The following is a 26,910-nucleotide window of genomic DNA, read 5'->3' as shown; positions in this document are numbered from 1 at the left end:
CGGGTGACGACGACATCTCCGGGTGAGATCCGGACCTGACGGCCACCGGCCGGCGCTCAGGAGCGCTGCCGAGGTGGTCCGTTTCGTCGTACCCCTTTTCCCATGTCTGCCCAGGGCAGCGGCTCAAGCGCGTTGCCCCCGCCCCTTTTCGAGGTCGCCTCCATGTCCGACGCCGCGATCGTCTGCTCGAACCTCTCCTTCGCCTGGCCCGACGACACCCCGGTCTTCCAGGACCTGTCCTTCACCGTCACCACCGGCCGCACCGGCCTGGTCGCCCCCAACGGCTCCGGCAAGTCCACCCTGCTCAAGCTCATCGCCGGTGAACTCAAGCCCGCCACCGGCTCGGTGTCCGTCACCGGCACCCTCGGCTACCTCCCGCAGAGCCTGCCCCTCACCGGCAACCTCACTGTCGCCGAGGTGCTCGGCGTCGCCGCGGTCATCCGCGCCCTGGACGCCGTCGAGTCCGGCGATGTCGCCGAGGAGCACTTCGCCACCATCGGCGACGACTGGGACATCGAGGAGCGCACCCGCGCCCAGCTCGACCGGCTGGGCCTGGCCGACCTCACCCTGGACCGCAGCCTGAGCACCCTCAGCGGCGGCCAGGTCGTCTCCCTCGGCCTCGCCGCCCAGCTCCTCAAACGCCCCGACGTCCTCCTGCTCGACGAACCGACCAACAACCTCGACACCGAGGCCCGCCACAAGCTCTACGACGTGCTGTCGGACTTCAACGGCACCCTGCTCCTGGTCAGCCACGACCGCGCGCTCCTGGACCGCATGGAACGCATCGCCGAACTCGGCAGCGACGAACTGCGCCTGTACGGCGGCAACTTCACCGAGTACGAGGAGGCCGTGCGCGCCGAACAGGAGGTCGCCGAGAAGAACGTCCGCAACGCCGAGCAGGAACTCAAGCGCGAGAAGCGTGAGATGCAGCAGGCCCGCGAACGCGCCGAGCGCCGCATGAGCAACGCGTCCAAGAACCTCAAGAACGCGGGCCTGCCCAAGATCTTCGCGGGCAACATGAAGCGCGGCGCGCAGGAGGCCGCGGGCAAGTCCGGCACCATGCACGCCTCCCGGGTCAGCGAGGCCAAGGCGCGCCTCGACGAGGCAGGACGTGCCCTGCGCGACGAGCAGCGCCTCACCCTGGAGCTGCCCGACACCCAGGTGCCCGCCGGCCGCAACCTGTTCCTCGGCGAGGGCATGCAGGTCAGCCTCGGGAACCGCGAAGTGTTCGCCCCGGGCGGCGTCGACCTGACCGTCCGCGGCCCCGAGCGCATCGCGCTCACCGGCCCCAACGGTGCCGGAAAGACCACCCTCATGCGGCTCGTCACCGGCGAACTCACCCTGGACAGCGGGGAGATCAAGCGCAACGACGGCCGCATTGCCTACCTCTCCCAGCGCCTGGACCTGCTCGACCTGGACCGCACAGTCGCCGAGAACTTCGCCGCGTTCGCCCCCGAGCGCCCCGAGGCCGAGCGCATGAACCTCCTGGCCCGCTTCCTCTTCCGCGGCCCCCGGGCCCACCTCCCGGTCGGCGTCCTCTCGGGCGGCGAGCGCCTGCGCGCCACGCTCGCCTGCGTCCTGTGCGCCGAACCGGCCCCGCACCTGCTGCTGCTCGACGAGCCGACCAACAACCTCGACCTGGTCAGCGCGGGCCAGTTGGAGAGCGCGCTCAACTCCTACCAGGGCGCCTTCATGGTGGTCAGCCACGACGAACGGTTCCTCGCCGAGATCGGTGTGAACCGCTGGCTGCGCCTGGCCGACGGCACACTCAAGGAGACCGGGGCGCCCGAGGTGTGAGCAGCTGACGTGTGACATGGCCCGCGTCCGAGGCGCCCTGCGCCCGGCGGGCCGCCCACCGCTCACCCTTGGGGGACCCCTGTGTCCGCACTGATCGCCCACGACCTCGTCCGCGCCCTCGGCGACCGCCGCGTCCTCGACGGCATCTCCCTGACCGCCTCCCCCGGCCACCGCATCGGCCTGATCGGGGAGAACGGCGTCGGCAAGTCCACCCTCCTGCGCGTCCTCGCGGGCGTCGACGAACCCGACGCCGGCAGCGTCACCCGCCCCGCCGACCTCGGCTTCCTCCACCAGGAGATGCCGTACGACGCCCACGCCACCATCGCCGCGGTGCTGGACGAGGCGCTGCGCGAGGCCCGCGAGGACCTCGCCGAACTGGACCGCCTCGGCGAGGAACTCGCCCGCACTCCGGAGGACCAGGACCTCCTGGACGCCTACGGCAAGCGCCTGGAGCAGGCCCAGGACCGGGAGTCCTGGGACGCCGACCGCCGCGCCGCCCTGGTCCTGGACGGCCTGGGCCTCGGCGCCTTCGGCCACGACCGCACGCTCGGCTCGCTCTCCGGCGGCCAGCGCGGCCGTCTCGCCCTGGCCGCCCTCCTCGTCCGCCGCCCCTCGGCGCTGCTCCTGGACGAGCCGACCAACCACCTCGACGACGGGGCCGCCGCCTTCCTGGAGGAACAGGTCCGCGGCCTGCCCGGCTCAGTCGTCGTCGCCAGCCACGACCGGGCGTTCCTCGACGCCGTGTGCACCGACCTGATCGACCTCGACCCCGCGGTCGACGGCCCCGTCCGCTACGGCGGCAACTACAGCGCCTACCTCTCCGAGAAGCGCGCCGAACGCGAGCGCTGGGAGCGGCGGTTCGCCGAGGAGCAGGAGGAACTGGAGGCGCTGCGGGAGTCCGCGGGCGTTACCGCGCACCGGGTCGCGCCGGACCGTGGCCGTACCGACAACGAGAAGATGGGCTACGGCCACCGGGCCGGCCGGGTGCAGAGCCAGATCTCCCGCCGGGTCCGCAACGCCACCCGGCGACTGGAGGAGCTGGAGCGCGCCCGGGTCCCCGAGCCGCCGCGCCCGCTGCGATTCGCGGCCGGGGAGCTGGCCGCGCGCAGCGAGGACGACGCACGTCCCCTGGTCGCCCTGCACGACGTGCGGGTGCCGGGCCGGCTCGCCCTGGACGGCCTGGAGGTGTCGCCGACCGACCGGCTGCTGGTCACGGGCGGCAACGGGGCGGGCAAGTCGACGCTGCTCGCCGTGCTGGCCGGTCGTCTGCCGGCCGAGGGTGAGGTGAGCAGGCGGCGCAGGCTGACGGTGGGCCTGCTGACCCAGGACACGGCCTTCGAGCACGACGACCGCACGGTCCGCGACACCTACGAGCGGGCCCTGGGCGCGCGGCGGGCGGAGAAGGTGCCCCTGAACTCGCTCGGCCTGCTGCACGACGCGGACCTGGACAAGCCGGTCGGGCAGCTGTCGGTGGGACAGCGCAGGCGGCTGGCCCTGGCCCTGCTGGTGGCCCGCCCGCCCCAGCTGCTCCTGCTCGACGAGCCCACCAACCACCTCTCCCCCGCCCTGTGTGACGAACTCGAGGCCGCGTTGGGCCCGGGCCCCGGCGCGATAGTCGTGGCCAGCCACGATCGCTGGCTGAGGCGACGCTGGCAGGGCCGGGAACACCGGTTGAAACCGTAACGCTTCTTGCGTCCGACCGGAGTCACCTGTCAAGATGGTGATGTGAATCTTGACCATGTCTTCGTATGCGGGCACCCGGCTCTCGACTTCGCGGCCACGCTCCGGGCCCGGCGCTCGACCCGGTTCGAGATGTTCGTGACGCCGGAGCGGCTGAACGCCTGGTACCTGGAGTCCGGCCTGGTGGACACGATCACACCGGGCCAGGAGGACGACGTCCAGGAGGCCACGGCCGTGCGCGAGGCCATCTACCGCCTCGTGACCGACCGCCGGCTCGGTGAGGAGTTCGACGCGGAGGCGCTCGAAGCGGTCAACGCCGCCGCGCGCAAGACCCCCGTGACACCCCAGCTCACCCCGGCCGGCCGGCACACCGAGGCGACGCCCGGGCAGGCGCTGGCGACGGTCGCGCGGCAGGCGGTGGAACTGCTCAGCGGCCCGGACGTGCCCTTGATGAAGGAGTGCGGCAACCCCGAGTGCACGCGCGTCTACATCGACCGCTCGCGGGGCATGCGGCGCCAGTGGTGCGGCATGGAGTCCTGCGGCAACAAGATCAAGGCGGCCGCGTACCGCGCCCGCAAGAAGTCCGCACCGGCCGCGGCCGGCCGCTGACATCCTCGACCGGCCCGGCGCGTGGGGCTCAGTCGGCCGCCAGACCCTTGAGGATCCGGCGGAACCGGTGCATCAGCACGCCTCGCGCCCAGCGCACGGGCGGCGGGAAACCCGCGTACACCCGTTCCCGGCCGGGGACGGGCTCGGGGTGTTCCAGGAACCCGAAGACCAGATGCGGCTCGCTGCGCAGCACACCGTCGGCGGCCGCGGCGCCGACTGTACGGAGATCTTCTTCTCTGGCCTGGGCGAGCAGCCCTTTGAGCAGGGGTTGTACGACAGCGATGTGCTCGCGCACCCCCTGCCCGACCCGACAGGACGCGAGCGTGCCTTCCCTCATCGCGTGCCCCCAGCTCACCGATCCGCCGACGTGGTGTTCCTCGGAGATGCGCTCGATGACGCTCTCCAGCCCGTCCAGCGCCTCGGCCAGCGTGTCGTCGTCCTCACCCAGCAGGTCGAGGCTGCGTACCGATTCGGGGCAGCGCACGCATAGCAGACCAGCTCCGCGCCCCGGGACATGACCGTGTGCGCAGCGAGCAGCTCCTCGTACAGAGGCGCACCATCCGTGACCGGCACCGATGTGGCGGACATGCATGGGCCTTTCTTCACCAAGTGTGCGCACCGGCGGCCCGAGGGGGGAACCCAGACCGCCGGTGCGGGGACGGGGACGGACCACGTGAACGTGGCTGGAACTCCGGATGTCCCGCCCCGACTCCCCCGTCCGCGTGTCTGACGGCGGAGCCTCCATCCTGGTAACGCGGCGACGGCCATGAAAGGTTCACAACATGTGTGGCCGGTTTCACCTCAGCCGCACGTCAGAGATACATGGCCCGGTGACTGCTCAGGGCGAAGGTGTCGCCCGAACTGAGGAGGGTCACGATCTCCTCGCAGAAGCGCCGGTACTCCGCCTCGTACTCGGCCGGCAGGGTGACGAGAACGGCGGCCCTCTGCAACACGACGCACCGCAGAATGTTCAGCAGGTTCTGCGGGGGCGGCAGCAACAGGACCTCCATGACGCGCCGGAAGACCTCGGTGAGGAACTCCTCGGCGTCGCCCGGCTCGGCGCCTGTACCGGCGAACAGATCGAGGCAGGCGGTCAGTTGCCCGAGCTCGGCCGCGGTCACCTCGATCGGGTACAGGCTCGTCAGTTGGTCGCCACGCACGCTGTACAGGATGTAGCGGGGCGGTGGTTCGGTCGGAGCGAGGACGTCTGACGCTTCCTCGGCGTGCCAGCGCGCCCACAGCGGAAGTTGCAGCAGGACCTGCACCCAGCTGTCGTAGGCGTCCGAGACGATCCGCTCAGCGTCGGAGTCCGTGGCCGCGTGGTGCAGCCGGTGGAGGTGGCGCAGCAGCAGCTCTTCCAGGCTCTGGAACTTGGCGTAGAACACGGGGTCGTCAGGTACCAGCAGGTGCACGTGGCCATTTCCTCTCGCCGGTACGACACGCCCCGGCCGGCGGGGCTCGTCATGAGGTTGAACGGAGTGGAACTCCACGGGGTTCATCGAATTTAGTCACCTCCTTGACCGGTGATATAACCGACTGTATCGTCACCTGTTAGAGCGGTTACTTACTCGCTGGACAGGTAAGTCACCTGACAGATCCATCGAACAGGTATGGGCTGTCACACTCGGTGCGACACCCGCGTCGAACGCCTCCGCCTGCACATACGTGTCGCGGAACGTGGCTACACTTCGCCGTCTTGGCCACCCGCCCCACACGTGGAGCCGGCGCGGCCCCCCACCTGCAGTGACGCCGGGACCGGGTGAGTGACCAGCAGCATCACGGGAGAAACAGCGAGGCCAGCTGCGACATGGACACAACAGTGCGTTACTCAGTCCTCGGCACCGTGCGGGCGACACGCGGTGACACCGAAATCGACGTGGGGCCCCCGAAACGACTGGCCCTGCTCGCTCTGCTGGTGCTCCGTGCCCCTGGTCCACTCACTCTTGGCGAGGCCGTCGACATCCTGTGGGACGAGGAGCCCCCGCCCAGCGCCGTCAATGTGGTCCACCGGCACATCGGCGCCCTGCGCAGAACCCTCGAACCCGAGCTGCGCAGTCGCAGCAACGCCGAACACCTCGTCCGCGCCGCCGACGGCTACCGGCTCCTCGTCGACACGAGCAGCTCGGACCTGCTGCGTTTTCGTGACCTGCGCACCCAGGCCCAGCTCGCGCTCCGCGACGGAGATCTCGCCGAGGCCGCGCAGGACTTTGTCGAGGCTCTGCGCCTGTGGCGCGGTCCCGTGGTGGCGGCGGGCACCAGCGTGGCCCGGCATCCCGTCTTCACCTCCGTCGGGCACGAGTTCGTCTCCACCGTGAAGGAGGCCGCAGACGCCGTCCTGACCGCAGCGCCCGCGCTGACGGAAGAGGTGCTGACCGTGCTGCGCAGCGCCCTGGAAAACCATCCGTTCGACGAGGCCCTGCACGCCCGCGCGATCGCCGCCCTGGCCGCCACCGGCCGACAGGCCGAAGCGCTCCAGCAGTTCGAGACCATCCGCAGCACGCTCGCCGACGAACTGGGCGTCGAGCCCGGCCCCGAACTGCGCTCCGCCCAGCAGCACTTGCTGCAACGCCGCATCGCCCGGACGCCGGACGCCTCACCGTCCCGGCCTTCTCCGCCCGCGCAGATCCACCGCCCTTCCCAACTGCCCGCGGACTGCGCCTCCTTCGCCGGCCGCCGCGAGCCTTTGAGCCAGTGCCTGGAACTACTGCCGATCCAGGGCGAGAGCCGCCCGCCCACGATGACCGCGGCCCTCTGCGGCATGCCGGGAGTCGGAAAGACGACCCTGGCCGTGCACTGGGCCCACCTGGTCGCCGACCACTTTCCCGACGGCCAGATCTACCTCGACCTCCAAGGCCACCACGCCACCCGGCCCCCACTCGACCCGGCCGAGGCGATCACCGCGGTACTGCGCGCACTCGCCGTCGAACACGACCCCGCCCACGCAAGTGCCGCCGCGCTGACCGCCGTCTACCGCAGCGCCCTGAGCCGACGCCGACTGCTGCTCGTCCTGGACGACGCGGAGAACTGCGAGCAGGTACGCCCCCTGCTGCCCACCACGCCGGGAAGCGTCGCCGTCGTCACCAGCCGACGGCGGCTGGAGGGCCTGTGCGTGACGGACGACGCCCGGATCATCACGCTGGATCCCATGACCCGCGCGGAGGGCTTGGAACTGCTCGACCGACGTCTGGGCACCGACCGCATCCGGGCCGAGCACGCGGCCGCGGAGGAGATCGTGGAGCTGTGCGGCGGACTGCCCCTCGCACTGGCCGTCACCAGCGCCCGGGCCCTGGTGCAGCCGCGATTCCCGCTGGCCTCGCTCGCGGCCCGGCTCCAGAACGCCGACGACTTCCTCGACATGCTGTCCTGCCGCGACGACCGCACCGACCTCCGCAACGCGATCCACCGCTCCTACGAAACGCTGAGCAGCAGTGCCGCACGGTTGTTCCGGCTGCTGAGCCTGCACCCCTCGCGCGACATCGCGCTGCCGGCCGCCACCAGCCTCGCCGGCACCGACCCGCGCAGGACCCGGCAGGACGTGGCGGAACTGATGGACCATCACCTGCTCGTCGAACTGACCGCGGGCCGGTACACCTGCCACGAACTGCTGCGCACCTACGCCAGGGAACTCTGCGCCGTCCTCGACTCCCCCACCGCCCGATCAGAGGCTCTGGCCCGGATGTTCGAGCACTATCTCTACAGCGCCGACGCGGCCACGGCACACCTCACGCCCCACCGCGGCACCGTGCTCCCGCAACCCCCGCGCCCCGGCGTACGGCCCGAGCGGTTCAACGGACGCACGGACGCCGCCGCGTGGATCGTGGCCGAGCAGTATCTGCTGCCGGAACTGGTCCGCTCCATCGAGGGCCACCCCCAGGACGAGACCCTGCACCGCCGCCTGACCTCGGCCCTGGAGATGTGCTTCCAGCCCGGTGGCTCCCGCTCCTAGGCGGCCTCCGGCCGCACGACCCCCCGCAGCTTGCGCAGGGCGTTGTGGTGACGGCTCTTGACCGTGCCTGCCGGGACCCCGAGGATGCCGGCCGTCTCCTGAATGCTGCGGTCGCACAGGTAGATGTGCACCAACACCGCGCGGTGCTCGGCAGACAGCCGCTGCAGCAAGGGCCTGGCGACCAGGGCGTCATGCACTGTCTCGGTGCCGTCGGTGCGCGACACGGGGTCGTTGTAGGTGACTCCGACTACTTCTCTGCGCGCGTGGGGCTTGCGCACCCAGTCGATGACGAGATGCCGGGTCACGGTGAAGAGCCAGCCACGGACCGACCCGTCCATGCCCAGCAGGCGGTCGATGTTGCGCCAGGCCCGGATGATGGTCTCCTGGACGATGTCCTCGGCGAGTCCGTGGTCCCCGAGCATCTTCTCGGCGTACGAGACGAGGCTTTCCCGGTGTTCCCTCGTGATGCTGCCGAGCAGGTCGGATCGGGACATAGCCGTGAGGGGCGTAGCCATAGTGTTCTGAACCATCCTGGTTCTCTGTGGTGCGGCGACCGGGGGTCGGATGTAACCCCCGCATTCGCACTGTAGGCAGCGACGGGTGCCAGAAAAATGCTGTGTTTGTGTCGTCTCGCTGCCGCTCCGGCGACCGACGAACACGTGTGACCATCTTACGGCGCAGATATAGCCTCTCACCTGGGCTTTTACCGGAGAATCACTGATTCCACGTCCTAACAGGTTCCCGACAATCGCCCCCCATGAGTTCTATGTCACGTGCCGCCGAGGCGCCTTGACTCAATCGCAACGTGTGCAGTGCTTCGTCATCAAACACATGTGAGAGGGTCGCGGGGAGGCGTCACCTGAAAGAGAAGACCACTTTGCGTAAGAACCTGCTGCGACTGGGTGTGACCATTGCCGCCGCCGTCGGTCTGTCGTTCGGTGCGAGCACCGCGTTCGCCACCCCGGCCGGACCGGGCGTGACCGGCAAGATCATCTCCCAGACCACCATCGGCGACACGGACTACATCCTCCGCCAGATCACCATCCCCCCGGGTCAGAGCACCGGTTGGCACTACCACGACGGAACCCTCTACGGCTTCGTCCAGCACGGCACCCTCAGCCACTTCGACTCGGACTGCCGGACCGACGGCGTCTACCGGGCCGGAAACTCCCTGACCGAGCCGTCCGGCGCCGACCACGTGCACATCGGCCGCAACCTCGGCAAGACCGACGTCGTTCTCGACGTCCTCTACGTCCTGCCGCACGGCGCCCCGCTGTCGGAGGACGCCCCCAACCCGGGCTGCGACTTCCAGTAACCACGCCCCGCGCACGTCGAGCCCGCCACGGCATCCCCGTGGCGGGCTCGACGTGCGACGTGCCTGCCGCCCCCCTCAGTCGTCCACGGGCGACCAGGAGCGGAACACCGCGGCCTGACCGTGGATCCGCCCCGCGGGGTCCATCAGGTCCCACATGGTCACGTCCTCGATCCAGAAGGGCGTGCCGCTCCTGCCGATCCGTATCCCGCGGTAGCCGGTGGCATAGTGCTGCGCCGACACGGCGCGTACGAAGGCGTCGCGTTCCTCCTGGCCGTCGGGGCGTGCCGAGAGCCGGGAGGGCAGGCCGACGAACTCGTCCCACGAGTAGCCGAAGCGGCGCTGCGCCGTGCGGTTGGCGTAGACGAAGCACGGGTCGGCCGACGTGTCATGCGCCAGCAGCCCGAACGGAGCCTGCTCGTACAGCCACCGAGCGGCGTCCGGACCGGCCGCCCGCGCCGACGGGGACAACGGTTCGCCCACCAGCCGCCGATGGCTGGTCAGCAGCAGGTCGGCGAAGGCGGGGTCGGCGGGCGGCGCGGGCAGTGCCAATGGGGCGGCGGCGCGGTCAAAGGGAGTCATCAGGGTTCACATGTTTCCTGTCGGGCACGGCTGAAGGTTTTTGCCATCGTCAAGGGCCTTGACACAGAAGTGTTCGCGGCAACAGCCTATGGCAACGTTGTCAGCTGCACGCGGGCCAGCCGCGCCGGCAACCACAGGCCACCGCTCACTCACACCTTGTGATGGGACGATTACAATGCCCGATCAGTCGCGCTCCTCGGGACACACCTCCCGCCGCACCGTCGTCGCCGCAGGCTCGACCCTGCTGGCGGGCTTCGGCCTCGGCACGGCGTTCACGTCGACGGCCGACGCCACACCCGCGAGCGCGACCGGCACCGGCACTCCGTCCGCACCGGGTGAGATCGCCGCCTACCGCCCGGTCCGGGCCTCCTCGCAGGCCTACGCGCCCACCCCCGCCGGGTTCGTCGTGGACGCGCTGCCCGCACCGGGCGTGCGCGGCACCGGCTGGCGTGCCGAGGTGGGCGACCCGCAGTGGATCGAGGTCGACCTCCAGGCGGACTGCCGTGTCGACCGCGTCCGGCTGACCTTCGAGGCCGACGCGAGCGACCCGGTCTTCACCCCTCCGACCAGTGGCAACCCACGCCAGGGCACCACCGGCAAGGAGATTCTCTCCAGCTACGCCCGCGAGTTCGTCGTAGAGACCTCCCGCGATCACAAGACGTGGACCAGCGTCTACCGCACCACCGCCGGCACCGGTGGCGTGGTGGACATCCCGCTGCCGGTCCCGGTCACGGCCCGCTGGGTGCGCCTGACGGCCCGCCGCCGCTCCCACCCCAACCCCCTCGGCCTCAACGGCTTCGAGGTCTACGGCACCGCTCCCGCCCACCGCCCGAAGGCCACCGGCTGGACCGACTGGGGCACCCACCACGGCGAGGCGCCCAGGCTCTCGACGGCCGCCGACGGCACGGTGCCGCTGGAGTCGGGCTGGACGCTCACCCTGGACGACTGGGCGGACGGTGACGGCGCGGCCCTGTCCCGCACCGGCGTCGACACCAGCCGCTGGCTGCCCGCGACCGTCCCCGGCACCGTTCTCGCCTCCCTCGTGGACCAGGGCAAGCTGCCCGACCCGGTCAAGGGCCTGAACAACCTGCGCATCCCCGAGGCGCTGTCCCGCCACTCCTGGTGGTACCGGCGTGCCTTCACCCTGCCCCGTGGTCTGCGCACCGGCCAAGGGCGGCACATCTGGCTGGAGTTCGACGGCGTCAACCACAAGGCCGAGATCTGGCTCAACCGACAGGGAGCGGGCGAGGTGACCTTTCCCTTCGCCCGCTCCGCCCTCGACATCACCGAGTTCCTCGCCAAGGACGGCGACAACGCGCTCGCCGTACGCGTCTCGCCCATGCCGACGCCCGGCAGCCCCGGCGACAAGGGACCGGCGGGCGAGGCTTGGGTGGACGCCGGAGCCAACACCATGAACCTCAACTCACCGACGTACCCGGCCTCTTCGGGCTGGGACTGGATGCCCGCCGTCCGCGACCGCGCGGCCGGCATCTGGAACCATGTGCGGCTGAGATCGACCGGCCACATCGTCCTCGGTGACCCGCGCGTCGACACCGTGCTCCCCGGTCTGCCGGACCTGTCGGTCGCCGAGCTCACTTTGACGGTCCCGGTGCGCAACGCGGACACCGCCGCCCACGAGGCCACGGTCACCGCCGAGTTCGACGATGTCCGCGTCTCGCGCACGGTCACCGTTGCGGCGGGCGAGGACATCGTTGTCACCTTCGCTCCGGACGCGTTCGCGGCGTTGCGGGTGCGCGACCCCGAGCTGTGGTGGCCCAACGGCCTGGGCGAGCCCGCCCTGCACGACCTCACCCTGACCGTCCGGACCGGCGGCGCCGAGAGCGACCGGCGCACCACCCGCTTCGGCATCCGGCAGTTCGGCTACGAGTACGACACCCCGCTGAAGTTCACCCCGTCCTCCGACGCCTACACCCAGACCATCCCGCTCGGCACCCGTGAGGCCCGCCACGTCCGCGTCCGCTGCCTGACCCGGGCCACCGGCTGGGGCAGCTCCCTGTGGACCCTGTCGGTGTTCGACAGCGCCCGCCCCGGCACCGACCTCGCCCTGCACGCCCCGGCCGAGGCGTCCAGCACCGACGAGGACGGCCACGCGGCGGCCAACGTCACCGACGGCGACCCCGGCACCCGCTGGTCCTCCGCCTTCGCCGACGACCAGTGGATCCGCGTCGACCTCGGCTCGGTGCAGTCCTTCGACCGGATCGACCTGGTCTGGGAACAGGCCTACGCGCGGACCTTCACCGTGCAGATCTCCATTGACGGCGAACAGTGGACGGACGCCGCGTCCGTCGACAACACGGCCGTCCCGCTGCCGTTCAACAGCGGCGACGCGAGCCTCAGGATCACCGACTTCGAGGCCCGTACGGCCCGTTACGTCCGCCTGTCCTGCGGCATCCGCAACACCAGCTGGGGCAACTCCCTGTGGTCCCTGGCCGTCATCGACAGCGCCGCACCCGGCACCGACCTCGCCCTGCACCGCGAGGCCACCGCCTCCAGCCAGGAGGACGGGCACCCGGCCGCCCACGCCACCGACGGCGACCCCGGCACCCGCTGGTCCTCCGCCTACGAGGACCACCAGTGGCTCCAGGTCGACCTCGGCAGCGCCCGGCGCTTCGACCGGGTCGCGGTCGTCTGGGAGCAGGCGTACCCGAAGACGTACGTCATCCAGGTCTCCGACGACGGCGACACCTGGACCGATGTCACCACCGTCAGCAACACCCCCGATCCGCTGAAGATCAGCGTCAACGGGGTCCGGGTGTTCGTGCGCGGCGGCAACTGGGGCTGGGACGAACTGCTGCGCCGGATGCCCGCCGAGCGGATGGACGCGGCGGTGCGGATGCACCAGGACATGAACTTCACGATGATCCGCAACTGGGTCGGCAGCAGCAACCGCGAGGAGTTCTACGCCGCCTGCGACGCGCACGGCATCCTGGTGTGGAACGACTTCCCCAACGCCTGGAGCATGGACCCGCCCGACCACGAGGCGTTCGTGTCCGTGGCCCGCGACACCGTGCTGCGCTACCGCAGCCACCCGAGCATCGCGGTGTGGTGCGGCGCCAATGAGGGCAACCCGCCCGCCGCGATCGACGAGGGCATGCGCAAGGCGGTCGAGAGCCAGGCTCCGGGACTGCTCTACCAGAGCAACTCCGCCGGCGGTGTCGTGACCGGCGGCGGCCCGTACGGCTGGGTAGAGCCGGAGAAGTACTTCGACCCCGCCACCTACGGCAGCAAGGACTTCGGCTTCCACACCGAGATCGGCATGCCCGTCGTCTCCACGGCGGCCAGCACCCGCGCCATGGTCGGTGACGACGGACCGGAGTGGCCGATCGGCGGCGCCTGGTACCACCACGACTGGAGCGAGCGCGGCAACCAGGCCCCGCAGCACTACAAGGCGGCCGTCGAGACCCGGCTGGGCACCGCCCGCGACCTGGACGACTTCACGCGCAAGGCGCAGTTCGTCAACTACGAGAACTTCCGTGCCATGTTCGAGGCCTGGAACGCCCATCTGTGGGACAACGCCAGCGGGTTGATGCTGTGGATGTCCCACCCGGCCTGGCACAGCACGGTCTGGCAGACCTACGACTACGACTTCGACGTCAACGGCGCCTACTTCGGCTGCCGCAGCGCCTGCGAGCCCTTGCACGTCCAGGCCGATCCGGTGAAGTGGCAGGTCATCGCCGTCAACCACACGCGGGAGGCGCTGCGGGGCGCGACGGTCACGGCCCAGACGTACGACCTGTCCGGCCGCCGTGTCGCCGATACTCGCCACACGCGCGTGGACGTAAATCCCGCCGCCTCGGCGACCGCTTTCACCGCGGCGCCCACGGACGACCTGCCGGACCTGCACCTGCTGCGGCTGACCATGGAAGACGCCGACGGCAGGCTCCTGTCCCGCAACACCTACTGGCGCTGCCGCACCCCCGAGGCACTGCGGGCTCTCGACCAGGTCCAGCGGGCGAAGCTGACGGCCTCCATGAGCCAGGTGTCCCACGACGGCGACCGGAGGACGACGACGGCCACGGTCCGCAACCGCGGGTCCATGGTCGCCGCGATGGTCCGGCTCTCCCTGCTCGACGAGGGCGGATCCCGCGTCCTGCCGACCCTCTATGACGACAACTACCTGTGGCTGCTGCCCGACGAGAAGCGCACGGTGACCCTGTCCTGGCCCGCGTCCGCCCTGCCGTCGGGCCGGCCGAAGCTGCGGGTCGAGGGGTACAACACGGCGCCGATCACGGCACGCGGCTGATACGACCAGACGGCCCGGGGAGCGGCGTCAGACGCCGCGCTCGTAACTGGCCCACGCGATGTGCGACTCGTGCAGGGTCACGGCCACCTCGCGGATTCCCCGGGCCCCCTCCCCCAGCGTCCCCGCGTGGATCGCCTCGGCCAGGCGGTCGGCGATCACTTTGGCCAGGTACTCCGTCGAGGTGTTGACCTCCCGGAACCGCTCCTCGTCATCGAGGTTGCGGTAGTTGAACTCGCTGATCACCTTGCCGAGTTCAGCGGTCGCCAGCCCGATGTCCACGACGATGTTGTCGTCGTCCAGTTCCGGGCGCCGGAACGTCGCGTCCACGACGAACGTCGCCCCGTGCAGCCGCTGGGCGGGCCCGAAGACCTCACCGCGGAAGCTGTGGGCGACCATCATGTGGTCACGTACCGTGATGCTGAACAAGAGGACTCCAAACGAGGTGTGCGCTCAACGATGAGCAATATAACCGCACACACGTAAGTTCACGTGTGAACCAAATGTGAGATCCTCTCGTGTCCCTGGTGTGTCGGGTGGCCGCACCGGCTGAGGAGGACGATGGAGACACCACCGGTGAGACGCCTGGAGCAGGCCCTTGCCGACTTCGCCCAGCGGTACGCAGCGCTGACCAGAACACGGGAGCAGCTGAGGGCTCTGTCGGTCACGGCCTGCTCCCGGGACGAGGTCGTGCAGGTCACGGTGGGCGTGGACGGCTGCCCTGCGAGTATCAGGTTCGTCGGCGAGCGGTTCCGGCAGATGCCGCCCGCCCAGCTCGGCGACAGCGTCGTGGAAGCCCTGGGCACGGCGCAGGCCGAGGTCGCGGCCCGCTTGTCGGCTGCGATGACCAGCGCAGGGCTGCCGGTCCAGGCCGCCCGGGAGACGCCAGGACCACGGCCGCAGCGGCCGTTGTGGGGCCGTCGCTCCTTTTCGCCGCACGCCCCCCTGCCGCCGGACCTGCGGGCGGCCGTCATGGCGCTGACGGACTCAGTGTGCGACGCCGTCAGGTGTGTCTGACGCCGGGCCGGACAGGACCCAACACACCTACTACGTTCACTGCACATACATTACTGCGCTGTCGAGCGGACAGCGCCTGTGCAACAACCGAGGAGCGGAACGAGCATGCCCACATCCCCACGTACAGACGACATCGTCCAGGTCGAGAGCAATGTGTTTCTCGTGTCCGGCAGCAACACGAACTGGGTGATCATCAAGGACGGAGCCAGCTGCACCCTCGTCGACAGCGGCTACCCCGGCGACCGCGACGCCGTGCTGGGGTCCCTCGCGACGCTCGGCCTGGGACCGCGCGACGTGTCCGCCGTACTGATCACGCACGCCCACAACGACCACATCGGCGCGGCCGAGCATCTGCGCGCCGCGTACGAGGTGCCGGTCCTCATGCACCCGGAGGAGGTGCCGCACGCCCGCCGCGACTTCCTCGACCAGGTCTCCGTGGGACAGGTGCTGGGGCAGGCCTGGCGGCCCGGGGTACTGCCGTGGGCCGTGCACGCCCTGCGGGCCGGCGGAACCACGCACGTGCCGGTCTGCGAGCCACAGGCGTTCCCCGCAGCGGGCGCCCTCGACCTGCCCGGAGCCCCGGTTCCCGTGCACACACCCGGGCACACCAAGGGGCACTGCGCCTATCACCTGCCCAAGAGCGGCATCCTGATCACCGGCGACGCCCTCGTCACCGCGCACCCCACGTCCCGGATCAGCGGTCCCCAACTGCTGCCCGAGATGTTCCACACCGACCGGGCGCGGGCTCTCGACTCCCTGACCACGCTGGAGAACCTGGACGCGGGCCTTCTGCTGCCCGGCCACGGACCCGCGCATCGCGGCCCGGCGAAAGAGGCCGCCGCTACGGCCCGCGAGCGCGCGAGCAGGTGACCGATCGCTCCCTCGGACGGCGGAACCCGGCCACCGGCGGTTCAACCACACACTTACCGGGCAGTACGTTCGAGGGTGCCCTCGTGCGAGTGACCCGGTGGAAACTCGAGGCAAACCGAAGAACAGCCACACTTCCTCTATGCAGGGGCACATCAGCGCTTATCGTGAGGAGTGAGCATGTCGGAGGAACCATCTGACGTTGACACTTATCCACACGAGTCCCTCGCCGTGGGTACCATGCGCAACGTCATCCATATCGAGGGAGTGAACGGTTGTGACCAGCCAATCAGCCGCCACGCTCCGATCGCGGTACGTAGCACAAGCCGCATCGGACTTGGAGGAGAACCGTCGGCGACAGCAGGAGCTGGCGGAGAGGATCTCCGTGTTGAAGCAGGAGGAGGCCCTCCTCGCGGACATCCTGAACCTCGCCGAGCGGTACGAGGGTTTCGCCGACGCGTCCCGGCTGCCCGAGCAGTTGCAGGACGAGCCCGTTGTTGCGAAGGCGAAGAAAACGTCCACCGGGGCGGCGCCCCGACGCTCGGCGTCGGCCAAGAGCACTCCGACCGGCAGGACGGCGAAGGCCGGCGCGAAGGGGAAGTCGCGTCAGCCTCTGCTCGGTGACCTGCTGGCGGAACTGCTCGGTCAGTACGAGGAACCGCGGCTGGCGAAAGAACTGCGCGACGAGCTCCTCGAGAAGCACCCGGACCGCAACCCCACCCCGCAGGTGGTGCGGAACACCCTTGAGTCCCTGGTCGCCAAGGGCCGTATCCGGCGTCACAAGCAGCAGCGCTCCGTCATGTACACCCTGATCAAGCCGGGTGCGTCGGACGGCGACAGCTCCGACTGAATCGTCCGCTCGTCCCGTTGTCCCACGAGCGGTGATGCGCGGCCAGGTCGGTGACACGCACCGGGCGCGACCCATCGTTTCGCGGGACAACGACGTGCGGGACGATCCTTCGTGGGACGGGCGAGGCACCGCAACCGCGCCGAGACAAACACGTATCTTCTCGTGGACGAGCATGCGGCCGTACTCGCCCTTCGAGGTCGCCTGGCGCTCGCAGAACGGCCCCCACACTCTCGAAAGTCCGGGCCGACCCGGACGCCTTCACCGCGATCAGCGCCGAGGTCGGAACCTTCACTCGCGCAACCGCGGACGGCATCTACCAACCGCGCCACACATTGTCGAACGCAGCGCTCTCCACGTCCCGCCGCAGGCGTGCGGCCGCCAGCTCCGTCACCGCGTCACCGACGGCGGCCAGCACGGTCGTGACGTCGTCGTCGAGGGAGCTGTCCTCACTCTCGGGCCGCTCGTCCTCTCTGCCTTCAGTGATCGCCGCGCCTTGGACTCCCAAGGCCGCCAGCAAGTCGTTGAGAACGGGCTCGCCGGATGCCCTGCGCTCCTCCGCCTCGCGGCGTTCCTGCGTATCGGCCGGCACAGCCGGCCCGGACAGCAGCCGGAGCCTGTGGCCGTGCGGATGAACGACGAGTCCTGCCCGCTCCAGGGCGTCGGCGTAGGCCGGCACGAGGTCGTCGCCGCGACGCCACAGCCACTCGTGAATCGTCTCGTACGGCTCGTGCCGGACAAGGGTGGCGTCCGCCTGGTCCAGCAGCGGGTCGTCGGACACCGTCCGCGGACCGGGCACCACCCGAGGACCGGGGACCATGCAGTCACCGTCCAGGCTCAGTGCCCCGCGCCGCAACAGGTCGATCGCTTCGGCTCCGGCGAGCGCGAGCGACAGGTCGCCCTGGCCCGCGATGTCGCCGGTCGGCAAGGTGAGGGCGACGAGCACGAGGTCGCGCGCGGTGCTCATGAGTCCCTCCGGGTCTCCAGCAGGCGCAGCCACACCTCACTGATGGTGGGGAAGGCGGGTACGGCGTGCCAGAGGCGTGCGACCGGCACCTCCCCGGTGATGGCGACGGTCGCCGAATACAGCAGTTCGTCCACGCCGGGTCCGACGAAAGTGGCGCCGACGACGACCTCACGCTCCCGGTCGATCAGGATGCGGGCCCTGCCCCGGTAGTCAGGGCGGTACTGGATGGCCCCCCCGACGCGCCCGAGATCGTAGTCGACAACCTCGACGTCCCGGCCGAGACGCTCGGCCTCCCGCGTGGTCAGGCCGACGCTCGCGACCGGAGGGTCGGTGACGACGACGCCGGGGACTGCCACGGTGTCGGCCGTGCCGCTGTGCGGCGACCAACGGCCCGTGTCCAGCTGCTCGCCCCGCGCCCGGGCAACGATCACGGAACCGGCGACTCGGGCCTGGTACTTGCCCTGATGGGTGAAAAGTGCTCGCCGGTTGACGTCGCCGACGGCGTACAGCCACTCCCCCGGCACCGCGGTGACGGTCAGGCTGTCGTCGACGGTGAGCCACTCACCCGGCTCCAGCCCCACGGTGTCGAGCCCGATGTCCTCCGAGCGCGGGGCGCGGCCTGTGGCGAAGAGGATCTCGTCGGCGGTCAGTTCGGTGCCGTCCGAGAGCCAGACCCGGACCTCGCCGCCGCCCTGGCCGTCCTCGCCGTCCGCCCGCTTGGCATCCACGACGGAGACGCCGAACCGTACGTCCGCTCCGGCCTCCCGCAACCGCTCGGTGACCAGCTCCCCCGCGAAGGGCTCCATGCGGGGCAGCAGTTCGTCCTCACGGGCCAGCAGGGTCACCTGGCTGCCCAGGGCCTGCCAGGCGGTGGCCATCTCGACGCCCACCACACCGGCGCCCACGACCACCAGGCGCCCGGGCGGCTGCTGGGCGCTGGTGGCCTCCCGGCTCGTCCAGGGGCGCAGTTCCTCGATGCCGGGAAGCGGTGGCAGGGCCGCACGGCTGCCGGTGCACACGGCGACCGCGTGCCGGGCCCGCAGTCGTACGGTGTCGCCGTCGGGGGTCACCACCGACGCCTCGCGCTCACCGGTCAGCCGGCCATGCCCGCGCACGAGATCGATGCCAACCGACTTGATCCAGTCGACCTGGTCGTCGTCCTTCCAGTGCGCGGCCATGCGGTCGCGGTGCGCCAGGACGGCGGCGACGTCCAGCGGTCCCTTGACGGCGGGGTCGAGCCCCGGCACGTGCGCGGCGTCGGCTCGGAACAGGGCGGGGCGCAACAGGGCCTTGCTGGGGTCGCAGGCCCAGTACGAGCACTCGCCACCGGCCAGCTCGCTCTCCACGATGACGGTGCTCAGACCGGCGGCGGCGGTCCGGTCCGCGACGTTCTCACCGACCGGGCCAGCGCCGATCACTATGACGTCGTACGTGCGGATGTTGTCGGTCGGCATGTGTCCTCCGGGGGCTGTGTGCCGGGCGGATGGGTAGGGGGTGGGTCGTGTCAGCGGCCGGGGGCTCGCTCGGTGACCTCCTGGAGGAACCACTCGTTGCCGTCCAGGTCCTTGAAGGCGGCGAACGTGCCGTAGCTGGCCCGCTCCGGGTGCAGGCCCAGGACGCGGTGGGTGTCACCGGCGTGGTGGAAGGCGCCCGTCTCGTCGCGGAAGGGGCCGTAGACCTCAACGCCGTACGAGGTCAGCTCCTCCTGGGCCTTGAGGATGTCGGTGACGGTCAGCTGGAGGCCGTGGAGCGTGCCCGGCTCCTGGCGGGTGAGGCCCTCGCCGAAGATGATCGAGCACTCGGAGCCGGGCGGGGTGACCTGGACGATCCGGTAGCCGTCGTTGATCGGGAAGTCGGCGTCGAGGCGCCAGCCGAGCCGCTCGACGTAGAAGCTCTTGGCCCGGTCCACGTCGGAGACGGGCAGGATGACGACTTCGAGCTTCATGTCCATGGCTGTGTTCTCGCTTTCGATGGTGTGGTGCCCCGCGCCGACGGGCGCCGTGCGCTCAGTGTGGGCCGGGGGCGACATGTGTCGCCTCAGTCAAGTGACGGTGGGTCTCGCAGTGCGTTGGCCGATTCGTTACCGAAGCCAGCGCACCGGACGGCTGTGAGATACGTGTGTTTGGTGGGTCCCCGGTGCGGGGGCCCGGACCGAACACGGAAGGACAGATCTTGAGAAGACTTTTCCCCGCCTCGCGCGCCGGCCGCGCGCTGACGGTGGGTGCCGCCCTCCTCTCCGCCGGAGCCGCCCTCGCCCCGGCCGGTACGGCCGCGGCGAGCACCGGCACGGAGAGCAGGCACCGGGTGGATTACGTGGCCCTCGGCGACTCCTACGCCTCCGCGCCGCTCGTCCCCACCCAGGTCGACGCGACCTGTCAGCGTTCCGACCAGAACTACCCCTCGCTGGTGGCACGTTCGCACTCCGCGAGGCTGACGGACGTCAGTTGCGCGGGTGCCACCACCGAGGACATGACGGCCTCGCAGACCGAGGGTGTGCCGGCGCAGCTCGACGCCCTGAACCGAGGCACCGGCCTGGTCACGGTCACCATCGGCGGCAACGACATCGGTTTCTCGACCGTGCTGGGCACCTGCGCCCATCTGACCTCGGGCAACCCGGCGGGCGCCCCGTGCCAGGCCTACTTCGCGGGCAGCGGCACGGACCAGATCACGGACGCGATCTCCGCGACCGGGCCGAAGGTCGCCCAGGTGCTGCGGGGCATCCACCGCCGCGCGCCGCACGCGCGTGTCGTGGTGGTCGGCTACCCCGACCTGTTCCCCGAGGACGGTGTCGGCTGCACCAGCAGCACGGTGCCGCTGGCCGCGGGTGACTTCGCGTGGCTGCGCGACAAGGAGAAGGGACTCAACGCGATGCTGGCCCGCCAGGCCCGCCGCGGTGGGGCGGAGTACGTGAACACGTACACGCCGACCGTCGGACACGACCTCTGCAAGCCGGCCGGCGAGCGGTGGATCGAGACCTTCGCCCCCGAGACCCCGGCGGCGCCGGTGCATCCCAACGCCATGGGCGAGAGCATGATGGCGACCGCGGTTGATGGTGTTCTCGCAGGTCACCGTCACTGACGTTTTTGCGGTGCGGGGTGGTCGGTCCGGCACGAGCCGGTGCCCGGTCCGGCCGCCCTCCCCTGTGTCGGGGCACCCGTCAGAGGAGGCTCGCGGGCCCGGGGCCGTACCCGGCCAGCACCGTGCTCTCCGCCCAGCCCCACACCTGCGTGTCCGTCGGCCAGTCATGGCCCCCCTCGGAGACCGGGCCACGTCGAGGTATCTGCTCGGCGGTGGCACGCTCACCGGAAACATGTTCATCGGAGGCGCGCCGGGAGTGTGCGCGACGTTTCTCGGCAGCCCGTACACGTATGTGCGTCAGGGAGACCATGGTCGGGCTCTCAGGCGGCGGCGCTGGCGTTGATGGTCACCGGGATGTTGCCGCGCAGGGCCTTGGAGTACGGGCAGATCTGGTGTGCGGCGTCCGCGAGTTCCTGGGCGGTGGCGTCGTCGACGCCGCCGAGCACGGGGTTGAGGACGGCGGAGAGGGAGAACTCGCCGTCATCGCCGTGGGTGAGGGTGATGTCGGCGGTGATGCTCGTGCTGGTGAGGCGGATCTTGCGGCCGGTGGCGGCGCGGCGCAGGGCGCCGAGGAAGCAGGCGGCCCAGCCGGCGGCCAGCAGCTGCTCGGGGTTGGTGGCCGTACCGGCGCCACCGAGCTCCTTGGGAAGGGCGAGGGTCGTCTCCAGCAGGCCGTCGGAGGAGCGGACGTGACCGCCGTTGCGGCCCTCTCCGTCGACGTTGACGACGGCGGTGTAGCTGACTGCCATGACTGTGCTCCCCATCTGGGTCGAAAGGTCCGTATGCGCTTCTGACCAGGACACCTTTCATGTCACCGGTTGAGGCGGTGACGCAATCATGGCAGTCGTCAGCATCACCAGTCAAGGCGGTGACTGGCGGCTTTGCCGGTTCATGTGCCGGCTGTCGCCCTTGTGACATGTCCCAGGTGTGCCACCGGCATCGAGTGACACCCGCCGCACGGCCGACGGATTCTGACGCGCAGATGAACAGCACACAGCGCGCCGGGAGAGGCACAGAACCGATGAGACACACCCGCTTGTTGGCGGCGTTCACCGCAGGCGTCGCCCTGGCCGCCGCGGCGGTCACCCCGACCTTCGCCGTCCCGACGGGCCCGCCGCGCACCGAGGACGCGCCCCAGGCGGCCTCCGATACGGCGACCGTCCGCCTGATCACCGGCGACCGCGTGACCGTGACCAAGGGAGCGGACGGTCGACAGACGGCTTCGGTACACCCCGGCCCCGGACGCGACGGCATCGTCTTCCACACCTTCGAACAGGACGGACGCCTGACCGTCCTCCCCTCCGACGCCTCTCCCCTGGTGGCCGGCGGCCGCCTGGACGAGACCCTGTTCGACGTCACCGCCCTCCTCGCCCAGGGCTACGACGACGCCCACACCGACGCACTGCCGCTGATCATCGGCACCACCGGCCCGACGGCCGCCCGCACCGCCGACAGGCTCACCCCGTTCGCCGAACAGGGGGCGCCCGCACGGGAGTTGCCGAGCATCCACGCCCGCTCACTGCACGTCGCACAGGACGACCTGACCCGCTTCTGGAACCAACTGACCCCCGACACCACGGCAGCGAAGGCCGCGGCTGTCCCCCGCGTCTGGCTCGACGGCCGGGTCAATGCCGTACTGGACCGCAGCACCGCCCAGATCGGCGCCCCGACCGTCTGGCAGACGGGCGCCCACGGCGAGGGCGTGAAGGTCGCGATCCTCGACACCGGCGTCGACCAGACCCACCCCGACCTCGCCGGACGCGTCACCGAGACGGCCAACTTCTCCAGCAGCCCGACCACCGACGACCCCTTCGGCCACGGCACCCACGTCGCCTCCATCGTCGGCGGCAGCGGCGCGGCCTCCGGCGGCACCCGCAAGGGCGTGGCCCCCGGCGCGCAGCTCCTCGTCGGCAAGGTGCTGGGCGACGACGGCAGCGGTTCGGAGTCCCAGATCATCGCCGGTATGGAATGGGCCGTCGCACAGGGCGCCAAGGTCGTCAACATGAGCCTGGGTTCGCAGGAGCCGAGTGACGGCACCGACGCGATGAGCCAGGCCGTCGACGAGCTCTCCCGCACCAGCTCCACCCTCTTCGTGGTCGCCGCGGGCAACAGCGGCACGGACGGCACGTCCACCGTCGGCTCACCCGGCGCGGCCGACGCGGCGCTGACGGTGGGAGCCGTCGACCGCGACGACAAGCTGGCCCCCTTCTCCAGCCGCGGCCCCCGCACCGGCGACGGCGCGGTCAAGCCGGACGTCACCGCACCCGGCGTCGGCATCGTCGCGGCCCGCGCCACCGGCACCACCGGCGGCGACGTGGTCGACCAGTACTACGTGGGCTACTCGGGCACCTCCATGGCCACCCCCCATGTCGCGGGCGCCGCCGCCCTGGTGGCCCAGCGCCACCCCGACTGGACCGGCCACCAGCTGAAGGACGCCCTGGTCAGCACAGCCCGCACCAGCACCGGCCAGCAGGTCACGGAACAGGGCGGCGGCCGTATCGACGCCGCCGCGGCGGCCCTCGGCACCCTCACGGCGACCGCCGGCCTCACCCCGGGCCCCTTCCAACTCACCGACCCGGCCCGCACGCTGGACCTGACGTACACCAACACCTCCGACCAGGCCGTCACCCTCGACCTGACCCCCCGCCTCACCGACAGCGCCGGCCGCCCAGCCCCGACGACCGCCGTCCGCCTCGCGGACTCCGTGCGCGTCCCCGCCCACGCGACCGCCACCGTCCCCCTCACCATCGACCCCGCCAAGACCGGCCAGGGCACCTACTACGGCTACGTCACCGGCACCCCGACCGGCACCGGCAGCCCAGCCGTCCACACCACCCTGAGCCTGATCGTGCACGGCCCCACACACCGGCTGACGGTGCGGACATACGACGAGCACGGCGACCGCGTCCCCGCACAGCCGCTCATCTGGGGCCCGGGCGGCTTCGTGACCTACACCGACCCCGAACACGGCATCGTCGAGGTCGAAGAAGGCACCTACCAGGTCAACAACACCTTCATGGGCACCGCCAAGGACGGCCAGGAACTGCGCGAGGTCGTCCTGCCGGAGGTGAAGGTCACCAAGGACACCACCGTCACCGTGGACGCCCGCAAGACGGTCCCCATCCAGATCCGCACCCCGCAACCCGCCGAACAGCGCGGCATCCTCAGCTACCAGACCTACCGCGAACTCGACGGCCACGCCCTGCTCCAGGGCACCATGTTCTTCGACATCGCCAAGCGGCTCTACGTCAGCCCCACCCCCCAAGTCCGCACCGGCACCTTCGAGTTCGCCTCTCGCTGGCAACTCGTCGCCCCGCTCCTCCAGGCGCGGGCCACGGGCCTGCCCGGCCCGCTCAACGCCTACTACATGCCGGACTCCCCCCTCTTCGCCGACCACGGCACCACCCTGCGGGCCGTCGACGCGGGTGACGCCGCCGCACCCGTACTCCGTGGCGTGCGCGGCCGACTAGCGGTCCTCACCGACGCACAGGGCACCGGCACCGGCGAGGCCCTGAAGCAGCTCGCGGCGGCGGGCGCCAAGGGCGTCCTGCTAGTCCACTTCGACGACAACCCCTGGACCCGCTGGAGCCCGAACGGCGACCGCTCCCCCCTGCCGGTCGTCCGCGTCGGCGCCACCACCGGTGCCGACATCCTCAAGCGACTCCCCCACCACACCACCGAGGTCACCTTCCACGGCACGGCCCGCAGCCCCTACCTCTACGACGTGATGCAGGTGTCGAAGGGCCAGATCCCCCAGCAGGTCATCCACACCGTCTCCGCCCACAACAGCGCCATCGTCCGCACCACGTACGCCGACAACGGCGGCACCGGCTGGTCCTCCGAACAGCGCTTCGCCCGCCGCCCCTACCAGCAGACGGCCTGGCTCCAGTACGGCCGCTACGCCCCGACCGGCTTCACCCGCACCGAGTACGTCAGCGCCGGTGACACGGTCTGGCAGCACCTGGTCCACCACACCACGACCTACGACCCCGACGTACCGCTCACCCTCGGCCTGCGCGACACCCCGCGCACCTACAAGTCCGGTACCCGGTCGCAGGAGACCTGGCAGGGCGCCGTCGTCCGCCCGTCCATCCCCGCGCACACCACCGACCCGACCGTCCGGCAGGGCAACGTACTGCGCCTGCGCATACCGGAGTTCACCGACTCCCAGGCCGGTCACTGGTCCCGTGCCCTGGCCGACGGCGGCGGCATCGGCACCAGCCGCACCCAGGCAGCCGGCGACACGGTGACCGCGGCCCTCTACCGCGACGGCACCAGGCTCGCCGACCTCGACTCCGCATGGACCGACATCGAGGTGCCCTCTGCCGCCGCCAACTACCGCCTGGAGCTGAGCACTTCACGCACCTCCCCCGACTGGGACCACGCCACCGCGACCAAGACGACCTGGTCGTTCCGCTCCGGCCCCGCCGACCAGCCCACCGCCCTCCCCCTCCTCCAACTCGACTACGCCGTACCGGTCGACGCCCACAACACCGTCACCCGCGCCGGTTCCTACGGAGTGAACGTCGCCGTCCGCGCCCAGGACGGCGCCCCCGCACCGCGCGCTCCCAAGGTGCGGGTGGAGGTCTCCTACAACGACGGCCGCACCTGGCAGCCGACGGACGTCCGCGACCACGGCCACGGCACCTTCCGGGCCACGCTGCCCCACCGGCACGACTCCGCCTTCGTGACCCTGCGCGTCACGGCCCGGGACGCCACGGGCAACTCCGTGAGCCAGACGGTCCACCGCGCCTGGTCCGAACGCCGCTGACCAGCACATCCCCCGGGGGCGAGAGGTCGTACAGACTTCTCGCCTCTGCCGTTTCGTGGCCCTGGAGTACAGTCCTCGGAAGTCTCGGATTGTTTACCCCACAACAAATGGGAAGGGCCTGGGGGATGCTGGAAGCCGCGGGAGTCCCACCCGAACAGGAGACCGTCTACCGCCTTCTGGTGACCTCGGGCGGAGCGACCGCCGAAGACATCTCCCGGCGCATAGGTGTGAGCAACGACGATTGCACACGTGTGCTCGATTCCCTGGTCCTCCAGGGATTGGCAAGCCCTACGGACGGCACACCTAGGATGTTCCGGCCCGTCCCACCGGACGTGGCTCTCCTCCCCCGTATCAAACACACCGCCGACGCCCTGGACACGGCACGCGCAGAGGCGGACCGGCTGCTGGAGACCTACCGCGAGACCGCACGCCGCCACGACGCGGGGCAGTTGCTGGAGGTCATCACCGGAGCGGAGGCCCTGCGCCAGCGCCTGAGACAGATCCAGGTCAACGCCCGTGAGGAGATGCTCTGGTTCTGCCGCGCCCAGTACGTGGCCATGCCCTCCGGCAGCAACACGGAGGAGTTCGAGGCCCTCGCCCGGGGCGTCCGCTACCGGGTGCTGTACGAGAAGGCCTTCTTCGACGACGAGGGAGCCGTCGACAACGTCGTCGCGGGGGTGCGGGCCGGTGAGATGGCCCGCTCTGTCCCTTGGCTGCCGCTCCGTCTGGCCATCGCCGACCGTTCCGTCGGCATCTTTCCCCTGGTGCCGGGCGGCCCCCAGGGCAGCCCCGGGCAGCCGACGACCGCGCTGGTCAGGGACAGCAGTCTGCTCGACGCCTTGGTCGCACTGTTCGAGAGCTATTGGGAGAACGCCGTCCCCCTGCACCTCTCGGAGTCGGGCGACACCCTGGCCACGGACGCCGGCACCCCCCACCCCGACCTCTCCCCCGCCGACGGCAAACTGCTGTCCCTGCTGGTCGCGGGGGTCGCCGACAAGGCGATCGCCTCCCAGTTGGGCCTCAGCCGAAGAACCGTCCAGCGCCGCATCCAGAGCCTGATGGAACGCGCCGGGGCCGGAACCCGCATGCAACTGGCCTGGCAGGCAGCCCGCCGCGGCTGGCTGTAGGCGACTTCTGCTTCCCCAGAAGGGACACAACTTTCCCCAGAAGGGACTC

The 26,910-nt window shown here is 70.6% G+C and carries 21 protein-coding genes; 12 read left to right on the top strand and 9 right to left on the bottom strand.

Annotated features, from left to right (window positions below):
• The first annotated feature begins 162 nt into the window (after positions 1-162).
• From abc-f to CRP56_RS43745, 3 genes are all read left to right on the top strand, one after another.
• A complete protein-coding gene (gene abc-f, locus CRP56_RS43755) occupies positions 163-1,797 on the top strand; it encodes a ribosomal protection-like ABC-F family protein (protein ID WP_097275370.1) in 1,635 nt (544 codons plus the stop codon).
• A gap of 81 nt (positions 1,798-1,878) precedes the next feature.
• Positions 1,879-3,480 (top strand): ABC-F family ATP-binding cassette domain-containing protein, encoded by a 1,602-nt coding sequence (locus tag CRP56_RS43750; protein WP_097275368.1) that lies wholly within the window; start codon positions 1,879-1,881, stop codon positions 3,478-3,480.
• Positions 3,481-3,522: 42 nt separating this feature from the next.
• On the top strand, positions 3,523-4,086 hold the full coding sequence (locus tag CRP56_RS43745) for a CGNR zinc finger domain-containing protein (protein WP_097275366.1): 564 nt from the start codon (positions 3,523-3,525) through the stop codon (positions 4,084-4,086).
• 28 nt (positions 4,087-4,114) lie between these two features.
• On the opposite strand, the gene CRP56_RS43740 is transcribed toward CRP56_RS43745, so the two are convergent.
• Together CRP56_RS43740 and CRP56_RS43735 are read right to left on the bottom strand one after the other, a co-directional pair.
• Entirely contained in the window at positions 4,115-4,570 is a 456-nt protein-coding gene (locus CRP56_RS43740) for a hypothetical protein (protein WP_257042221.1), read from the bottom strand.
• A 328-nt stretch (positions 4,571-4,898) separates the two neighbouring features.
• Positions 4,899-5,498, bottom strand: coding sequence for a hypothetical protein (locus tag CRP56_RS43735; protein WP_097275364.1), 600 nt, complete (start codon positions 5,496-5,498; stop codon positions 4,899-4,901).
• A 407-nt stretch (positions 5,499-5,905) separates the two neighbouring features.
• On the opposite strand from CRP56_RS43735, the gene CRP56_RS43730 reads away from it, so the two are divergent.
• The gene (locus tag CRP56_RS43730) at positions 5,906-8,032 is read left to right on the top strand and encodes an AfsR/SARP family transcriptional regulator (RefSeq protein ID WP_257042219.1); all 2,127 of its coding nucleotides are present in this window, start codon (positions 5,906-5,908) and stop codon (positions 8,030-8,032) included.
• Here CRP56_RS43730 and CRP56_RS43720 read toward each other — a convergent pair.
• Entirely contained in the window at positions 8,029-8,526 is a 498-nt protein-coding gene (locus CRP56_RS43720; RefSeq protein WP_097275358.1) for a sigma-70 family RNA polymerase sigma factor, read from the bottom strand. The genes CRP56_RS43730 and CRP56_RS43720 overlap by 4 nt on opposite strands.
• Before the next feature lie 383 nt (positions 8,527-8,909).
• Here CRP56_RS43720 and CRP56_RS43715 point away from each other — a divergent pair, with 383 nt between their 5' ends.
• Complete coding sequence (locus CRP56_RS43715) at positions 8,910-9,347, top strand: cupin domain-containing protein (protein ID WP_373559783.1); 438 nt, start codon at positions 8,910-8,912, stop codon at positions 9,345-9,347.
• Between the two features lie 75 nt (positions 9,348-9,422).
• On the opposite strand, the gene CRP56_RS43710 is transcribed toward CRP56_RS43715, so the two are convergent.
• Positions 9,423-9,926: an MEKHLA domain-containing protein gene (locus tag CRP56_RS43710; protein ID WP_097275356.1), complete on the bottom strand. Its 504-nt coding sequence runs from the start codon at positions 9,924-9,926 to the stop codon at positions 9,423-9,425.
• A 175-nt stretch (positions 9,927-10,101) separates the two neighbouring features.
• On the opposite strand from CRP56_RS43710, the gene CRP56_RS43705 reads away from it, so the two are divergent.
• Entirely contained in the window at positions 10,102-14,190 is a 4,089-nt protein-coding gene (locus CRP56_RS43705) for a discoidin domain-containing protein (RefSeq protein WP_097275354.1), read from the top strand.
• A gap of 27 nt (positions 14,191-14,217) precedes the next feature.
• Here the strand turns inward: CRP56_RS43705 and CRP56_RS43700 are convergent, their stop codons facing one another.
• Complete coding sequence (locus CRP56_RS43700) at positions 14,218-14,616, bottom strand: 6-pyruvoyl trahydropterin synthase family protein (RefSeq protein WP_097275352.1); 399 nt, start codon at positions 14,614-14,616, stop codon at positions 14,218-14,220.
• Between the two features lie 132 nt (positions 14,617-14,748).
• Here CRP56_RS43700 and CRP56_RS43695 point away from each other — a divergent pair, with 132 nt between their 5' ends.
• The 3 genes from CRP56_RS43695 to CRP56_RS43685 all read left to right on the top strand — a co-directional run bounded on the left by CRP56_RS43695 (position 14,749) and on the right by CRP56_RS43685 (position 16,921).
• Positions 14,749-15,204, top strand: a complete 456-nt coding sequence (locus tag CRP56_RS43695) for a YbaB/EbfC family nucleoid-associated protein (RefSeq protein ID WP_107484060.1) — start codon at positions 14,749-14,751, stop codon at positions 15,202-15,204.
• Between the two features lie 105 nt (positions 15,205-15,309).
• On the top strand, positions 15,310-16,074 hold the full coding sequence (locus tag CRP56_RS43690; RefSeq protein ID WP_097275348.1) for an MBL fold metallo-hydrolase: 765 nt from the start codon (positions 15,310-15,312) through the stop codon (positions 16,072-16,074).
• 274 nt (positions 16,075-16,348) lie between these two features.
• On the top strand, positions 16,349-16,921 hold the full coding sequence (locus CRP56_RS43685; protein WP_097275347.1) for a hypothetical protein: 573 nt from the start codon (positions 16,349-16,351) through the stop codon (positions 16,919-16,921).
• A 313-nt stretch (positions 16,922-17,234) separates the two neighbouring features.
• Here the strand turns inward: CRP56_RS43685 and CRP56_RS43680 are convergent, their stop codons facing one another.
• From CRP56_RS43680 to CRP56_RS43670, 3 genes are read right to left on the bottom strand one after another with little or no spacing between them, the layout of a single operon-like run.
• Positions 17,235-17,885 carry a GPP34 family phosphoprotein gene (locus tag CRP56_RS43680; protein WP_097275345.1) on the bottom strand — a complete coding sequence of 217 codons (651 nt, stop codon included), beginning with the start codon at positions 17,883-17,885 and terminating at the stop codon, positions 17,235-17,237.
• Positions 17,882-19,339: a dihydrolipoyl dehydrogenase family protein gene (locus tag CRP56_RS43675; RefSeq protein WP_097275343.1), complete on the bottom strand. Its 1,458-nt coding sequence runs from the start codon at positions 19,337-19,339 to the stop codon at positions 17,882-17,884. Before CRP56_RS43675 ends, CRP56_RS43680 begins: the two co-directional genes overlap by 4 nt.
• A 50-nt stretch (positions 19,340-19,389) precedes the next feature.
• On the bottom strand, positions 19,390-19,836 hold the full coding sequence (locus CRP56_RS43670) for a VOC family protein (RefSeq protein WP_097275742.1): 447 nt from the start codon (positions 19,834-19,836) through the stop codon (positions 19,390-19,392).
• Positions 19,837-20,057: 221 nt separating this feature from the next.
• Between CRP56_RS43670 and CRP56_RS43665 the strand changes: the two genes are divergently transcribed.
• Positions 20,058-20,963 (top strand): SGNH/GDSL hydrolase family protein, encoded by a 906-nt coding sequence (locus CRP56_RS43665; RefSeq protein WP_257042213.1) that lies wholly within the window; start codon positions 20,058-20,060, stop codon positions 20,961-20,963.
• Between the two features lie 320 nt (positions 20,964-21,283).
• Here the strand turns inward: CRP56_RS43665 and CRP56_RS43655 are convergent, their stop codons facing one another.
• Complete coding sequence (locus CRP56_RS43655; protein WP_097275337.1) at positions 21,284-21,712, bottom strand: organic hydroperoxide resistance protein; 429 nt, start codon at positions 21,710-21,712, stop codon at positions 21,284-21,286.
• 272 nt (positions 21,713-21,984) lie between these two features.
• Between CRP56_RS43655 and CRP56_RS43650 the strand changes: the two genes are divergently transcribed.
• Complete coding sequence (locus CRP56_RS43650; protein ID WP_097275335.1) at positions 21,985-25,734, top strand: S8 family serine peptidase; 3,750 nt, start codon at positions 21,985-21,987, stop codon at positions 25,732-25,734.
• Between the two features lie 125 nt (positions 25,735-25,859).
• Positions 25,860-26,861 carry a helix-turn-helix transcriptional regulator gene (locus CRP56_RS43645; RefSeq protein ID WP_097275333.1) on the top strand — a complete coding sequence of 334 codons (1,002 nt, stop codon included), beginning with the start codon at positions 25,860-25,862 and terminating at the stop codon, positions 26,859-26,861.
• Positions 26,862-26,910 lie beyond the last annotated feature (49 nt).

Source organism: Streptomyces sp. TLI_55 (assembly GCF_900206255.1).
In the GTDB taxonomy this organism is placed as follows: Bacteria; Actinomycetota; Actinomycetes; order Streptomycetales; family Streptomycetaceae; genus Streptomyces; species Streptomyces aquilus.
Note: the sequence above shows the minus strand (reverse complement) of the source record. Positions and strands in the feature narration are given on the sequence as shown.